Source organism: Pseudomonas sp. PSPC2-3 (genome assembly GCF_049898265.1).
Classification (GTDB): domain Bacteria; phylum Pseudomonadota; class Gammaproteobacteria; order Pseudomonadales; family Pseudomonadaceae; genus Aquipseudomonas; species Aquipseudomonas veronii.
The window spans coordinates 40,927-56,123 of sequence record NZ_JAFCXJ010000011.1; the positions used below are offsets into that span (position 1 = coordinate 40,927).

The 15,197-nt window shown below is 62.3% G+C and carries 11 protein-coding genes; 7 read left to right on the forward strand and 4 right to left on the reverse strand.

What is annotated here, in order from left to right:
* Positions 1-103: 103 nt before the first annotated feature.
* The 7 genes from ACP7E3_RS24475 to ACP7E3_RS24505 all read left to right on the forward strand — a co-directional run bounded on the left by ACP7E3_RS24475 (position 104) and on the right by ACP7E3_RS24505 (position 8,463).
* Complete coding sequence (locus ACP7E3_RS24475; protein ID WP_128192008.1) at positions 104-1,348, forward strand: MFS transporter; 1,245 nt, start codon at positions 104-106, stop codon at positions 1,346-1,348.
* 135 nt (positions 1,349-1,483) lie between these two features.
* Entirely contained in the window at positions 1,484-1,999 is a 516-nt protein-coding gene (locus ACP7E3_RS24480) for a sigma-70 family RNA polymerase sigma factor (RefSeq protein WP_026140148.1), read from the forward strand.
* Positions 2,000-2,977: a FecR domain-containing protein gene (locus ACP7E3_RS24485; protein ID WP_426124685.1), complete on the forward strand. Its 978-nt coding sequence runs from the start codon at positions 2,000-2,002 to the stop codon at positions 2,975-2,977.
* A gap of 113 nt (positions 2,978-3,090) precedes the next feature.
* On the forward strand, positions 3,091-5,466 hold the full coding sequence (locus ACP7E3_RS24490) for a TonB-dependent receptor (protein WP_057005571.1): 2,376 nt from the start codon (positions 3,091-3,093) through the stop codon (positions 5,464-5,466).
* A gap of 20 nt (positions 5,467-5,486) precedes the next feature.
* Entirely contained in the window at positions 5,487-6,656 is a 1,170-nt protein-coding gene (locus tag ACP7E3_RS24495) for an ABC transporter substrate-binding protein (RefSeq protein ID WP_426124687.1), read from the forward strand.
* Complete coding sequence (locus ACP7E3_RS24500; protein WP_057005569.1) at positions 6,653-7,714, forward strand: FecCD family ABC transporter permease; 1,062 nt, start codon at positions 6,653-6,655, stop codon at positions 7,712-7,714. The genes ACP7E3_RS24495 and ACP7E3_RS24500 overlap by 4 nt, the downstream gene beginning before the upstream one ends.
* Complete coding sequence (locus tag ACP7E3_RS24505; RefSeq protein ID WP_017847952.1) at positions 7,708-8,463, forward strand: ABC transporter ATP-binding protein; 756 nt, start codon at positions 7,708-7,710, stop codon at positions 8,461-8,463. Before ACP7E3_RS24500 ends, ACP7E3_RS24505 begins: the two co-directional genes overlap by 7 nt.
* 122 nt (positions 8,464-8,585) lie before the next feature.
* Here the strand turns inward: ACP7E3_RS24505 and ACP7E3_RS24510 are convergent, their stop codons facing one another.
* From ACP7E3_RS24510 to ACP7E3_RS24525, 4 genes are all read right to left on the reverse strand, one after another.
* On the reverse strand, positions 8,586-9,287 hold the full coding sequence (locus tag ACP7E3_RS24510) for an MlaA family lipoprotein (RefSeq protein ID WP_046385321.1): 702 nt from the start codon (positions 9,285-9,287) through the stop codon (positions 8,586-8,588).
* Positions 9,288-9,373: 86 nt separating this feature from the next.
* Positions 9,374-10,768, reverse strand: a complete 1,395-nt coding sequence (locus ACP7E3_RS24515; protein ID WP_426124690.1) for an efflux transporter outer membrane subunit — start codon at positions 10,766-10,768, stop codon at positions 9,374-9,376.
* Positions 10,765-13,899 (reverse strand): efflux RND transporter permease subunit, encoded by a 3,135-nt coding sequence (locus ACP7E3_RS24520; RefSeq protein ID WP_057005567.1) that lies wholly within the window; start codon positions 13,897-13,899, stop codon positions 10,765-10,767. Before ACP7E3_RS24520 ends, ACP7E3_RS24515 begins: the two co-directional genes overlap by 4 nt.
* 2 nt (positions 13,900-13,901) lie before the next feature.
* Complete coding sequence (locus ACP7E3_RS24525) at positions 13,902-15,086, reverse strand: efflux RND transporter periplasmic adaptor subunit (protein ID WP_046383981.1); 1,185 nt, start codon at positions 15,084-15,086, stop codon at positions 13,902-13,904.
* Between the last annotated feature and the right edge of the window lie 111 nt (positions 15,087-15,197).

Genomic DNA, 15,197 nt, shown 5'->3' on the forward strand with positions numbered 1-15,197 from the left:
TTTCAACGTAGGAAAATGGGAATCACTCCTAATGCCAGCCGACTTGCGAAAAAGTATCATCCCTCCCTGTTTTTTTACCGGGTTCATCCGCCGAGGCCGTCCCATGTCCCATGCAGGTGTCATTCAGGGTTCAAGTGTCAGGACCCTTGTTTATCTTTTGTTCGCGATCCAACTGGTCTCCATGGGCGCGATGGAAATGAGCGGGCCATTCTGGCCCGTACACCTGCGCGAGCTGGCCTCTTCGGAGGCGCTTTTCAGTTTCGCCAGCATCGCTGTGTACGTGGGACCGATGCTGGGCATCATGCTGACCAGTGCGTTCTGGGGCCGTATCGGCGATCGATACGGGCACAAGTTGATGATGATCCGCGCGCTCGCCGGGTTGTCCTTGACCCAGCTCGGCCTGGCGTTTTTCAGCGACATCTGGGCGATCCTGGCCCTGCGTTTCCTGCAGGGTGCCTTCGCGGGCTACATTGCCCCGGCGCAGGCCTACGGCGTGAGTATCGAAAGCCCGTCGCGCCGGGCCCGGCTGTTCGCGATTCTGCAGATATCGACCAACGTCGGCTCGTTGCTGGGCGCCGTGCTCGGCGGCCTGATTCTCGATTACGCGACGTTTTTCTGGATCAATATCGTGGCCTCGGTGTTATGCGCCGCCTGCACGGTGATCGCCGCCATGACACTGCCGGACGTCCCCCCCGTGAAAAAAACCGCGCCGGTAAACACCTGCGCCCCCGCCCAGGCCAGCGCTGCCGGCTGGCGTGGCTCGCCCCTGCTGTCGCTGTTGGGCATCATGGGGATTCTGCTGTTGGCGCGAATGCTGCCCCAGACTTCGTTCTCGCTTTACGTCAGTTCCACATTCGATGTCAGCCACTCAGTGGTCGGCCTGTGCTACGGGCTATTGGCCCTGGGCTTCATTCTTTCGGCGACGGCATGGTCGCGCTACTTCGAGCAGCGCTCTCTACGCCAGACGCTGCAGCGCATCACTTACGTGGTGATCGGTTGCATCGCGCTGACCGCCGTGGCGGGCATTACCCGCAACCCCGTGGTGTTTATCCTGGCCTACTTCGTCTGGGGAGTACTGCTGGGTGCCACGACGCCAGTGCTGATGGCCCTGATCTCGACCACCGCCGACAGCGCCCGACAGGGCTATGTACTGGGTATCGCGCAAAGCACCGCGCAGTTTGCCTCGATTGCCGGTATCTGCATCGGCGGCTTGCTCAGCCAAGCGTATGGCCTGCCCTACACGTATCTGTTCGTTTGCCTGGCGTATGCGCTGGCGCTGGTGCTGATCGTCGCCCTGCGTTATTGGCCCGCGGGCAAGCAACCCCACCAAGTCGCGGGTCGGGATTGAACCGGGTGCCTGGCGATGAAGGACACGCCAGCACAGGGGATCGCACCGATCGCGGGGCACTGATCCCCCCTTGCTTTTCAAGCATCTTGTCAACTAGCATTGGGAATACTTCTCAATTAGATGCACGCCCGCGCCATGAGCCAAACCCACTCCGCGAACCACCCGAGTCACCTGCGCGCGATTGAGGCCCTGTACAGCGGGCATCACAGCTGGCTGTACGCGACGCTGAAAAGAAAACTGGGCAACGCCATGGATGCGGCGGATCTGGCGCAGGACACCTTCACCCGCATCCTGGCTTCACAGGTCACGGTAATCGAGCAGCCTCGCGCCTACTTGAGCTGCGTGGCCAAGGGCATCCTGATCAACTGGTACCAACGCAAGGCGCTGGAGCGCGCCTACCTGGAGGCACTCGCCAACGCGCCCGCACAGGATGTGCCGTCGCCTGAATCGCACTTCATGGTGCTGGAAACCCTGCACGAAATCGACGCCATGCTCGATGCCCTGCCGCCGCTGGTGAAGCGGGCGTTCCTGCTGTCGCAGATCAACGGGCTGAAATACGACGACATCGCCAAGCAACTGGACGTCTCGCTGATCACCGTCAAACGCTACATGAAGCAAGCGTTCCTGCACTGCATGATGATGGTCGAATAGATGCGCGCGCTGCGCAGAGAGCCACCGCTGAATCCCGACGTGCTTGAAGAGGCCGCCGAATGGCTGATGCGTTTGAGCGACAACGGGTTGAGCGACAACGAGCGTGCCGAGTGGGAGCGCTGGAAGGTCAGCAGCCCCGAGCGCGATCGCGCGTGGTCGCGGGCGCAATTGCTGCAAAGCAAGCTGGGCGGCTTGCCGTCTTCCCTGGCGATGTCGGCGCTGGATCGGCCAAGCAATCCGGAGCGGCGTGCGGCCCTGGGTAAATTGGCCCTGCTGCTGGCGGTGATACCGGCGGGTTGGGGCAGTTGGAAGCTGGTGGAGTCAGGCCGATGGTCGTCCGACTACCGCACGGCCGTGGGCCAACAACGCGAATTGACCCTGGCCGATGGCTCACGCATCACGTTGAATACCGACACCGCCATGGATGTGCTGTTTGATGGCCAACAGCGGCTCATCCATCTGCGCGAAGGCGAAATACTGGTGCAGACCGCACCGGATACCGCTTCCGTCCCTCGCCCCTTCCTCGTCATCACCCGACAGGGCCGCATGCAGGCCCTGGGCACGCGCTTTACCGTGCGTGAACTGGGCCCGCGTACCCAGCTCGCCGTACTGGAAGGCGCAGTGAAAGTGGAACTGGCCGAAAACCGCCAAACCGCGCCGCTGATCGTCAACGCCGGGCAGCGCACCGACTTTTCCTCACAGACCTTTGGAGCGCTGACTGCCGCCGGTCGCTACGTCGGTGCCTGGGCCCAGGGCATGCTGATGGCGGACAAGATGCGCCTGGCGGATTTCGTTGCCGAGCTGGCGCGTTATCGTCGTGGTTTTGTGCGCTGCGATCCGGCCATTGCCGACCTGCGCGTCTCGGGTGCCTTCCCGATCAGCGATACCCAACGCACCTTGAACATGCTGGTGCAAACCTACCCGGTGCTCGCCACCGGCCATTTGAACGGGTATTGGGTCACGCTGTCGCCCGCCTGACGCCGCGAAGGCAAACCTCGCAAAAAAAAAAGCGTTGCCTGGCTGATACTTTTTTTGATCTCAACTGGCAATGAAGGAACAGCCACTTCCTCTCGCCACAGGGCCCCCCATTGATGCCGGTCATTCGCAGCGCGTTGCTCAGCCTGACCCTGATCGGTGCGGCCTGCCCTTTGGCCCGGGCGGACGCGCCGGTGCAGCTGGATTCAGTGACCGTGCGCGCGTACAACCTTGCCCCCGGACCACTCGGCGCAACCTTGTCGAGCTTTGCCGTGGAAGCCGGCATTGCCTTGTCCTTCGAGCCGTCGATCACTGAAGGGTTGATCAGCCCAAGGCTTTCTGGAAATTACTCGACCCAGGCGGCAGTCGCGCATTTGCTGGCCGGCAGTGGCCTGGACATGCTGCTGCGCAACGACGGCAGCTACACCTTGGCACTCCGCAGGGTCACCCTGGCGCAGACCACGATCAGTGGCCACGACCAGCCGGCCGAGACCTTGCCCCCGGTGTACCCGGGGGGCCAGGTGGCCGCGGGAGGACGCCTGGGCATGCTGGGTAATACCGATGTAATGGACGCCCCCTTCAGCGTCAGCACTTACACCTCATCGCTGATCAAGGACCAACAGGCAACGACCGTGGGCGACGTGCTGGAGCGCGATTCGTCGGTCCGCGCCACCGGGCAGACCGGCGGGATTGTCGATTCTTTTTTTATCCGTGGGTTTCCGGTCGGCGAAGGCAACCTCGGTGAGCTGGCCTTCGACGGTGTCTATGGCGTGGCCTCCAACTATCGGGTGTTCACCGAATACGCCGAACGCATCGAGGTCGTCAAAGGCCCGAGCGCACTGCTCTACGGCATGTCGCCCAACAGTGCCGTCGGCGGGGTGATCAATGTGGTGCCCAAGCGCTCCCTGGATGAAGACTTGACGCGGTTCACCGCCAGTTACGCCCAGGATGCGCAACTGGGGAATCATATCGACATCAGCCGGCGCTTTGGCGAGGAACGCCGATGGGGGGTGCGGGTCAACGCCAGTGTCCAGCAAGGCAACACCGTGATCGACGACCAATCGCGCGCCGTCGGGCTCGGCGCCGTGTCCCTGGACTACCGGTCCGATCGCCTGCGAGGCAGCCTGGACCTGATCTCCCAGCAAGAAAAGTTCGACGCGGCATCTCGACCGTTCCTGATCGACACGGGCGTGGAGATACCTTCCGCCGCCAATGGGCGGACCAATGTGAGCCAAGACTGGGGCTGGTCCGAAACCCGTGATAAATCCGCGTTGCTCAGCGGTGAATACGACCTCACCGACGCCTTGACCGTCTTCGCCCATGCCGGTGGCGGCAGGTCGGCTGTCGCGCGCATGTCCGACCAGACCCCAACCCTCCTCAACGCCGCCGGCGACACCGCCTCGACACCCGGCTATTACAAGTTCAACGTGCAGCGCTACACCGTCGATGCGGGCACGCGCCTACGCTTCGACACCGGGCCGGTCGGCCACGTCACGGCCCTGCAAGTCTCGCGTTATCGCGACGAGTTGTCCCGTGGCATCACATCCGGCGCGGTCATCCTGTCGAACATCTACCACCCGATCGATCAGCCCAAGCCTTCGATTGCCGAGCCGGATACGCCAAAGGTCTCCGCGACGCAATTATCCGGCATCGCCATCGCCGACACCCTGTCGGTGCTCGAGCAACGCCTGCAGGTCACCTTCGGCCTGCGCAGACAGCATATTGAGTCGAGCAACTACAACGCCTCCGGTACGGTGAGCACGGCGTATGACGGAGGCAAGACCACGCCGCTGTTCGGGGTGGTGGTCAAACCCTGGGACCATGTGTCGCTCTACTACAACTACCTTGAGGGCCTGAGCAAGGGCGACGTCGCCCCGGCCAACGCCGCCAATGCAGGCCAGATCTTCGCCCCTTACGTTTCCCGGCAGCAGGAGATCGGGGTCAAGCTCGACTACGGCACGTTCATGGCGACCCTGGCGCTGTTCCAGATCAAGAAGCCCAGCGGCGAGTTGTCGGGCGGGACGTTTTCGGTGCAAGGCGAACAGCGCAATCGGGGCATCGAGCTGAACCTGTTTGGCGAGGTCGCCCCAGGCGCGCGCCTGCTCGGGGGAGTGACGCTGCTGGATGCACAGTTGACCAAAACCGGCATTGCCGCCAACCGGGGCAACACTCCGGTCGGCGTGCCGGATGTACAAGCCAACCTCTGGGCCGAATGGGACATCCCCTGGGTCGAGGGGCTGACGTTCACCAGTGGCGCGATCTATACCGCCCGCCAGTACGTCAACCAGGCCAACAGCCAACAACTGGATCCCTGGACCCGCATCGACCTCGGCGCACGTTACACCACGCGTATCGCACAGCGGCCGACAACGTTCCGCGCCACGGTGCAAAACCTGTTCGATCGCGAGTACTGGTCGGGTGTCGCCTCTTATGGAGCGTTTTCCCAGGGCTCGCCACGCACGCTTTTACTCTCGGCCACGGTCGACTTCTGACACCTGCAAAGGCTTTAACCATGGTTACCATCGTTCGACGCAGCCACGCCTTCGCGGCGCTGTTAGTGGCTGGCTTGCTCGGGGCTTCACTGCCCGCCCCCGCCGCCGAGGCGGATGCCGCGCGCAGTACCGTCACCGACCTGCTCGGCCGCGAGGTCAAGGTCCATCTGCCGGTCAGGCGGATGATTCTCGGGGAGGGGCGCCAGTTGTACCTGGTCGCCGCCCTGGATACGCAAAACCCTATCGAACGCATCGTCGGCTGGCGCAAGGATCTGATCCAGTCGGACCCGGACACCTACGGAGCCTACCTGCGCAAATTTCCCGCCATTGCCAGGATTCCCACCTTTGGCGGCTTTGAAGACGGGACCTTCGACATCGAACAAGCGATCGCCCAACACCCCGACGTGATCATCCTCAACATCGAGGCGCAGCATGCCACCGAGGATGCGCGCTATATCGAGAAGCTCGATGCCCTGGGCATACCGGTGGTGTACGTCGACTTTCGCAATCAACCGATGCAGAACACCGAGCTGACCATGCGCCTGTTCGGCCGACTGTTGGGCAAAGAAGCGCGTGCCGAGGCTTTCATTGATTTTCGCAACCGGCAGATCCGCCGGGTGACCGACGTGATCGCGGCGCAGCAGCCTGTGCGCCCCGCGGTGTTTATCGAACGCATCGGCGGTTACACGGACGATTGCTGCCTGAGCTTCGGCAACGAAAACTTCGGGCTTTTTGTCGACATGGCCGGTGGCGACAATATCGCCAGAGGCATTATCCCCAGCACCTTCGGCCAGTTGAATCCCGAACAGGTCATCGTCGCCAACCCGGCGCACGTGGTAGTCACCAGCGCCAACTGGGAGGCGTTCGCCCCTGGCGGCCATTGGGTCGGCGTCGGCCCGGGCGCCGACATGACGCAAGCCCGGCACAAACTGGCCTGGTACACCCAACGGCCAGCCTACGCAGGGATCAAGGCGCAGGACAACCAGGCCTTTCATGCGATCTGGCATCAGTTCTACAACAGCCCTTACCAGTTCGTGGCCATCCAGCAATTGGCCAAATGGTTTCATCCCACGCTGTTTGCCGACCTGGACCCCGAGGCCTCCTTTCGCGAGCTGCACGAGCGGTTTCTGCCGGTACCTTACGAGCCGGGCTATTTCGTCAGCTTGCGCACCCCCGAGATCAAGCCATGAGCGCATCGAGCGACACCCTGGTGGTGCAGCGCGAGACCTACCGTCGCCTGGTGCTGCGCAAGCGGCTGATCCTCGCCGGGCTGATGACGCTGCTGCTCTGCAGTGTCCTGCTTGACCTGGCCCTGGGCCCGGCGAGTTACAGCCTGCGCGAAGTACTCGGCGCACTGTTTTCACCGGATGACGCTTCGGCGCAGGTGCGCGTGGTGATGTGGGATATCCGCCTGCCTGTCGCCCTGATGGCGGTCGCCGTGGGCGCGGCATTATCACTGGCGGGTGCGCAGATGCAGACCATCCTCAACAACCCGCTGGCCAGCCCCTTCACCCTGGGCATTTCTGCCGCCGCCAGCTTCGGCGCGGCCATGGGCCTGGCGTTTGGCGTGGCCCTGTTCCCATTGGCGGCACAGTACATGGTGCCGGTGAACGCGTTCGTCATGGCCATGCTCTCTGCCTTGCTGATCCACTTCCTGAGCATGCGCCGCGGCGTCACCGCTGAAACCATCGTGCTGCTGGGCATTGCCCTGGTGTTCACGTTCAACGCGTTGTTGGCCCTGGTGCAGTTTTTTGCCACCGAGCAAGCCGTGGCGGCCGTGGTGTTCTGGACCATGGGCAGCCTGACCAAAGCCACCTGGCCCAAACTCGGTGTGATCTGCCTGGTGATCGTGGTCACCCTGCCGATTTTCGCCAGGCGCGCCTGGGCCCTCACAGCCCTGAGGCTGGGCGATGACAAGGCCGCCAGTTTTGGTATCAACGTGCGCAGCCTGCGCTTTCAGACGTTGATCATGGTCAGCCTGCTCGCCGCGTTTCCCGTGGCCTTCGTCGGCACCATCGGCTTTATCGGGCTGGTCGGCCCGCACATTGCGCGGATGTTGATTGGTGAAGACCAGCGGTTCTTCCTGCCGGCGTCGCTGCTGACCGGCGCACTGATTCTGTCCGTCAGTTCGGTGGTCAGTAAGACCCTGATTCCGGGCGCGATCTTTCCGATCGGCGTGGTCACATCGTTGATCGGCGTGCCGTTCTTCATATCTCTGATTCTCAGCGGGAAGAAAAACTCATGGTGACGATCCAGCTGGAGAACCTTGGTGCCCGCTACGGTCAGCGCACGATCATCAGCGGTGTCACCACCGGCGCATTTATGGGTGGCCAAGTGGTCGCGGTGGTCGGCCCCAATGCCGCCGGCAAGTCCACCCTGTTCAAGCGCATGGCAGGCTTGATCGACGGCCCCGGCCGGGTGATTCTGCAGGGCTCGAAAAAGGGCGTGCGGGGCATCAGCTACATGCCGCAGGGCTTGAACGGCAGCGCTCGATTGACGGTGTACGAATCGGTGCTTCTGGCACGTAAACAACTGTCGCCCGGCTGGGTCGTCCACGATGATGAGCTGACGCTGGTCGACGAGATATTGCAGGCGCTGGGGATCACCGGCCTGTCCTTTCGCAACCTCGGCGAACTCAGCGGCGGGCAGCAACAGCTCGTGTCCATCGCGCAGACCTTGGTGCGCGAGCCGGAGATCCTGTTGATGGACGAACCCACCAGCGCCCTCGACATGCACCGCCAGGTCCAGGTGTTGGACTTCATGCAGGCATTGGCCCGCCGGCGTCGGGTCATTGTGTTCATCGCCATCCATGACCTGAACCAGGCGTTACGTTTTGCCGATCAGGTGCTGGTCATTGCCGACGGTACCGCACAAGGCAGTGGCGCGAGCCGTGAGGTCATTACAGAACAGATGCTGCGCACTGTGTACAAGGTCCAGGCCCGCATTGAACAGTGCAGTCGCGGGCAGCCTCATATCCTGATCGACGATATTGTTTGAGGGCCGCGAGCACTCCAGCCTGTATTCCACGGCCGCGCCGGCCATCAGTGCCTGGGCTTCGATGGGCGGCGCATCCGGATAGTGTCAACGGGTAACTTGATCCCGAGGTCGAACCGCGCTGATCAAAAGTCGTCCTTTACGTTGCCATCGTTGATCTTGAACTCCCGGTGTTGCAGATAAACGCTTCGAATGAAGTTGTATTTATCCCCGGTGATGAGCTTTTCAGATTTTATATATTGAGCGCGTCCGTCGATCATGCCCAGGCCGTACAGGCTATTACGCGTCGGAACGTCGCCGATGTAACGAACCGGGTTGGCGTAGATATCGGGAAAGATGGCCGGCGCATCGCGAAGTGTGCTGGGCCCCAAGAGTGGCAGCACAAGATAAGGACCACTACCTACCCCCCAGTAACCGAGGGTTTGACCGAAATCTTCGTCATTGCGCTGCAGCCCCATGGGCGTCGCGACATCGACCAATCCTGCCAGGCCAATGGTGCTGTTGAGTAAGAAGCGGCTCGTATCAACCCCGGCGCTATAGAACTTGGCTTGAAGTAAGTTGTTCGCCAGGTTCTTGACCTCCCCCAGATTGTTGAAAAAATTATGCACGCCGTCTTGCGCAATGCGCGGGGTGACAAATTGATAACCCTGGGCAAGGGGTTTCAGTGCGTAGGTATCCAGCGTGTCATTGAATGAGAAAATGGGTCGGTTGATACGCTCCCACGGGTCCTTGTCGGAATCCGCCTGGCAAAGGGCTGAAAGCGTTATGAAACTGGCGCAGGTCAGTACCTGAGCGCAACGGCTTAAAGTGGAACGAGATGCACGCATGTTGATTTCCCATTGAATGAAGTCAGCCGATTTGACGCGCGCCAGCCGTTCCATCGCGGCGATTGTGTGTGCAAGAGACAGGGCCATTAATTCCAACCGCCTCCCAACACTTTGTACAACGTGATGCGGTTACTCTGCTCGGTCAGACGCAGGGTGATCAGGTCCTGCTGGGCGCTGTAGAGCGAGCGTTGTGCATCCAGGGCTTCCAGGTAGCTTTGCGACCCGCCCCGGTACAAGGCGTCCGAGAGTTCGAAGCTCTTGCGGCTGGCGTCGGTCAGCGCCTGTTGCGCGGCGATCCGGCGATCCAGGGTGCTGCGCACGGCCAGCGCGTCGGCCACTTCGCGGAACGCGGTCTGCAGGGTCTGCTGATAAGTCTGTATCTGGATGTCGCGCTCGACCTTGGCCGAATCCAGGGTCGCGCGGTTACTCCCGGCGTCGAAAATCGGCACGCTGATGCTCGGGGCAAAGGTCCAGGCACCGCTGCCGGATTTGAACAGGCCGGCCAATGCCGAGCTGGACGAGCCGGCGTTGGCGGTCAGGCTGATGCTGGGGTAAAACGCCGCACGGGCCGCGCCGATGTCGATGTTCGCCGACTTGAGCGTGTGTTCCGCCGACAGCACATCCGGGCGTTGTTGCAAGAGGCTCGACGGCAGGCCCGCCGGTATGTCCACCAGCACCGCCGCCGACTCCAAGTGCGTGCCCGGCAAGAGTGCCTCGGGAAGGTCACTGCCGACCAACAGGCGCAAGGCATTGCGGTCCTGCAGAATCTGGCTCTCGTAGGACGCCACATCGCCGCGCGCCGACTCGACCGTGGTCTGGGCTTGCGCCACGGACAGCGCGGAGGAGCCGCCCAGGGCATAGCTGTTTTGGGTCAGGTCGTAGGTGGCCAACTGGCTGGTCAGGGTTTCCTGGGCCAGCAGCAGCCGTTCGTTGTCGGCGGCCAGGGTCAGCCAGGCGGTGGCCACTTCGGCCACCAGGCTGATCTGCGTACTGCGTCGGGTTTCCGTCAGCGCCAGGTAGTCTTCCAGCGCCTCATCCCGCAGGTTGCGTAGCCGGCCAAACACGTCCAGTTCATAACTGCTCAAGCCCAATTGCGCACTGTAATCGTGAGTGGTGGCCGCCGTGCCGGTGCTGGACAACGACCCTGGCGTGCGGCTGTGGGTGCCGCTGACGCTGGCATCGATGGTGGGAAACAGGTCCGCGCGCTTGATGCGGTACTGCGCCTGGGCCTTTTCGACATTCAGGCTGGCCAGGCGCAAGTCGCGGTTATTGGCCAGCGCCAACGCCTGCAACTGTGCCAGGCGGCTGTCGGTAAAGAACTGCTGCCATTTGACATCGGCCCCCACCTGCCCTTTCGGCAGGCTGGCCGTCGGCAGCCATTGCGCGGAAACAGGCGCTTCCGGCCGCTCATACTGGGGTGCCAGGTTGACGCAGCCACCCAGGACCATGGCGGCCAGCAAAGGCCAATGTGACTTGATCATGCATCACCTGTCGGGGCAGATTGACGAGTACTGCGCTCGCTGCCGAAACGGCGGCGGATCAGCACAAAAAACAGCGGTACAAAGAAGATCCCCAGCACCGTGGCGCTGAACATACCGCCCAGCACGCCCGTACCGATGGCCTGACGCCCGGCGGAGCCTGCGCCGCTACTCAAGGCCAACGGCAACACGCCGAACATGAAGGCCAGGGACGTCATCAGAATCGGCCGCAAGCGTTGGCGCACCGCGATCAGCGTCGCATCGATCAGGCTGTTGCCCTGCTCTTGCAGGTGCTTGGCGAACTCCACGATCAGGATCGCGTTTTTCGCGGCCAGGCCCACGGTGGTCAACAGCCCCACCTGGAAATACACGTCGTTGCTCAACCCGGCGACACGGGTCGCCAGCACTGCACCGATCACCCCCAGGGGGACCACCAGAATCACCGAAAACGGCACCGACCAACTCTCGTAGAGCGCGGCCAGGCACAGGAACACAAACAATACGGAGAGTGCATAGAGCAGCGGGGCCTGGGAGCCGGATAGCCGCAACTGATAGGACTGCCCGGTCCATTCGTAGCCGATGCCCTGGGGCAATTGCCGGACGATGGCTTCCACCGCGTCCATCGCGTCGCCGGAGCTCACGCCTGGCGCGGGGTCGCCCACGATTTCCAGGGAGGCGTTCCCGTTATAGCGTTCCAGCAAGGGCGAGCCGTAACTCCAGGTGCTGCTGGCAAACGATGAGAACGGCACCATTTCATTGCTGCTGTTGCGCACGAACCAATGATCAAGGTCCGCGGCCTGCATACGCGCGGATGCCTGGCCCTGCACGTAGACTTTTTTCACCCGGCCCTGGTTGAGAAAGTCATTCACATACGTACCGCCCAACGCCGTCGACAAGGTGGTGTTGATGTCGCTGGTACTCAGGCTCAGCGCTCCGGCCTTGCGGTCGTCGATGCTGACCTTGAGCTGCGGCGCATCGTCCAGGCCGTTGCTGCGAACGCCCAACAAACGCGGGTCTTTTCTGGCCAGCTCAAGAAACTGTTCGCGGGCCGCCACCAGCGCATCATGGCCCAGGCCGGCGAGGTCCTTGAGTTGCAGGTCGAACCCCGAGCTCTGGCCCAGGCCGCGCACCGTCGGTGGTTGCATGACGAAAGCGTCGGCATCGCCGATGCTGGAGAGCGCCATGGTCGCCCGTTGGGCAATGGCCGCCGCCCCCTGGCCGGGCCCACCGCGTTCGTCCCAGTCCTTGAGGCGGATAAACGCGCGCGCGGTGTTCTGGCTGTTACCCCCCATGCCCAGCCCGCTGATGCTGATCATCGCTTCGACTTCGGGCTGTTTCAGGATGTAGTCCTCGAACTGCTTGATCACAGCTTGCGTGCGGCTGTCCGTCGCCCCGACTGGCAACTGGATCTGTGCCATGAGGATCCCTTGATCTTCGTCCGGCAGAAACGACGTGGGCAGGCTCATGTACCCCACCGCCATGACCACCAGCACCGCGCCATAGAGCAACAGGCTGCGCCCCCAACGCCTCAGCACCACACCCACCCAGCGCTCGTAACCGGCGCTGGCACGTTCAAAGGTGCGGTTGAACCAGCCGAAGAACCCGTGCTGAGCACCATGCCCGCGGCCATCACGCGTTTTGAGCAACGAAGCACAGAGCGCCGGGGTCAGGGTCATCGCCACCAGCACCGACAGGACCATCGCCGAAACAATGGTCACCGAGAACTGCCGATAGATAATCCCGGTGGAACCGCCGAAAAACGCCATGGGGATAAACACCGCGCTCAGCACCAGCGTGATGCCGACCAGTGCGCTGCTGATTTCACGCATCGATTGACGCGTGGCCGCCACGGGCGATAGCCCCTCGCCCATCAGCCGCTCAACGTTCTCCACCACCACGATGGCATCGTCCACCAGCAAGCCGATCGCCAGGACCATGGCAAACATCGTCAAGGTGTTGATCGAATAGCCAAACATCGCCAACACGCCGAACGTGCCCAGCAGCACCACCGGTACGGTAATCGCCGGGATCAGCGTCGCGCGCAGGTTTTGCAGGAACAGGAACATGATCAACACCACCAGCACGATGGCCTCGCCCAAGGCCTTGACCACTTCCTCGATGGACAGGCTGACAAACGGCGTGGTGTCGTAGGCAATCACGTTTTTAAGCTGCATTTCAGTCGGGTAGAACGGCTCCATCTCTTTGAGCTTGGCCTTGACCGCCTTGCCGACGCTCAGCGCATTCGCACCTGCCGCCAGTTGCACGCCCATGGCCGCGGCGGGCTTGCCGTTGAGGGCGCTGCTGATGTCGTAGCTTTCGCTGCCCAGCTCCAAGGTCGCGATATCGCCCAGCAACACCACGGCACCGTCGCTGCTGGACTTGACCACCACGTTGCGAAACTCTTCGACGGTCTGCAGTTTGCTGCGGGCGCTGATCGTGGCGTTCAACTGCTGCCCCTTGATCGCCGGCAAAGCACCCAGTTGCCCGGCGGAGACTTCGGTGTTCTGCGCCTCCAGGGCACTGCTGACGTCCGAAGGCATCAGCGCGTATTTTTCCAACAGGGCCGGGTCCAGCCAGATACGCATGGCATAGCCTGATCCCAGGGTCTGCACATCGCCGACGCCGTCTATGCGGCTGATGGAGTCGAGCAAGGTGGTGGAAATGTAGTCGCCGATCTGAGTCCCGGTAACGCTGGGGTCATCCGATGCCAGGGCGACGATCATCAGGAAGTCCGAGCCGCCCTTGGTCACGGTCAGGCCTTCGCTTTGTACCGATTGCGGCAGTCTCGACTCGGCTTGTTGCAGCTTGTTCTGCACCTGCATCTGGGCCACATCCGGGTCGGTGCCGGCGGTAAAGGTCAAGCTGATGCTGGCGCTGCCCGCCGAACTGCTGTTGGCCGACATGTAGGTCAGGTTATCCAGGCCTTTCATCTGCTGTTCGATGACCTGAGTCACCGAGTCTTCCACGGTCTTGGCCGAGGCCCCGGTGTAGGTCGCGGAAATCTTCACCGTGGGCGGCGCGATGTCGGGGTATTGCTCCAACGGCAACTGGCTGATGGACAGGCTGCCGCCGAGCATGATCACGATGGCGATGACCCAGGCGAAAATCGGTCGATCAATAAAAAACTGCGCCACGCTTAACCCTCCTTCACAGGGGTGGACGGCGTGGCCGCCTGAGCATTGGCGTCCTGCACCTGGACGGCGGCGCCGGCACGGACTTTTTGTCCGCCTTCGACGACCAACTGATCACCCGCCTTCAGGCCCGCGGTGATCCACCACTGATTGCCCACCGCGCGATCGATGGTCAGCTCACGCTGTTCAACCTTGCCGTCGACCACCAGCAACGCAGTGGTCACCCCGCTGGCGCTGCGGTTCACCGCTTTTTGCGGGATCAGAATGGCCTGGTCATCGCGCGCCTGTTCCAGCACCGCGCGGACATACATGCCCGGCAGCAGCAGGTGGTCCGGGTTGGCGAATTCGGCACGCAGGGTGACGGTGCCCGTGCCCTCGTTGACACTCACCCCGCTGACCTTGAGCCGCCCTTGCTGGTTGTAGGTGGTGCCGTCGTCCAGCTTCAGGCTGATGCGCGCCTCGCCGTTGCCATTGGACTGCAACACGCCGCTGGCCAGGTCACGCTTGAGGCGCAGCAGTTCGGTGGTCGATTGGGTAACGTCTACGTAGATCGGATCGAGTTGCTGCACGGTGGTCAATGCGCTGTCCTGATTGGCCACCACCAGCGCGCCCGGGGTCACCGTGGATGTTTCAATGCGCCCGCTGACCGGCGAGGTGATGCGCGTGTAAGCCAGGTTGATGCGGGCGGTTTGGACTTCAGCCTCGGCGACTTGCACGTCGGCGGCGGCCGTCAGCAAGGTGGCCTGAGCGTCTTCGTTAGTTTGCTGACTGATGGCATTGATCTTCACCAATTCGGCGTCGCGCCTGGCGGTGGCCTGCGCCGATTTAAGGGTGGCGCGGTACTTGGCCAGGCTCGCCTCGGACTGCGCCAGGGCGGCGGTATAGGACGCCGCATCCAATTGGTAGAGCGCTTGGCCGGCCTTGACATCCGCCCCCTCGACAAACAGCCGCCGCTGGACGATACCGCCGACTTGCGGGCGAATCTGCGCCACCATGAAGGCTTGGGTACGCCCCGCCAACTCGGTGGTCAGCACTTGGCTCTGGGGTTTTATGCTGATCACCGAGACTTTCGGAGTGATCGCTTGAGGTGCCGGCTCGCCGCCGGAGCAACCGCCCAGCAGGACCAGAATGAACAAGGACAGGCAAACCGCGGCGGTTACCAGGTATTTGGCGAAGATTTTCGTCGACATAGCGGCCTCTACAAGACGGGATGGCTTGAGTCAGCGCCATCGTGCAAGGCAAATGTGCAGGAAAATTGAAGATTGCCCGGCCGGGTTGAATCTTTTCTTCGCCAGGGCCTA

What these genes read in the sequence shown, in the direction of transcription:
- ACP7E3_RS24475 (WP_128192008.1), top strand. Translation starts at nt 104, where the DNA reads ATGTCCCATGCAGGTGTCATTCAGGGTTCAAGTGTCAGGACCCTTGTT.
- ACP7E3_RS24480 (WP_026140148.1), top strand. Translation starts at nt 1,484, where the DNA reads ATGAGCCAAACCCACTCCGCGAACCACCCGAGTCACCTGCGCGCGATT.
- ACP7E3_RS24485 (WP_426124685.1), top strand. Translation starts at nt 2,000, where the DNA reads ATGCGCGCGCTGCGCAGAGAGCCACCGCTGAATCCCGACGTGCTTGAA.
- ACP7E3_RS24490 (WP_057005571.1), top strand. Translation starts at nt 3,091, where the DNA reads ATGCCGGTCATTCGCAGCGCGTTGCTCAGCCTGACCCTGATCGGTGCG.
- ACP7E3_RS24495 (WP_426124687.1), top strand. Translation starts at nt 5,487, where the DNA reads ATGGTTACCATCGTTCGACGCAGCCACGCCTTCGCGGCGCTGTTAGTG.
- ACP7E3_RS24500 (WP_057005569.1), top strand. Translation starts at nt 6,653, where the DNA reads ATGAGCGCATCGAGCGACACCCTGGTGGTGCAGCGCGAGACCTACCGT.
- ACP7E3_RS24505 (WP_017847952.1), top strand. Translation starts at nt 7,708, where the DNA reads ATGGTGACGATCCAGCTGGAGAACCTTGGTGCCCGCTACGGTCAGCGC.
- ACP7E3_RS24510 (WP_046385321.1), bottom strand. Translation starts at nt 9,287, where the DNA reads ATGCGTGCATCTCGTTCCACTTTAAGCCGTTGCGCTCAGGTACTGACC.
- ACP7E3_RS24515 (WP_426124690.1), bottom strand. Translation starts at nt 10,768, where the DNA reads ATGATCAAGTCACATTGGCCTTTGCTGGCCGCCATGGTCCTGGGTGGC.
- ACP7E3_RS24525 (WP_046383981.1), bottom strand. Translation starts at nt 15,086, where the DNA reads ATGTCGACGAAAATCTTCGCCAAATACCTGGTAACCGCCGCGGTTTGC.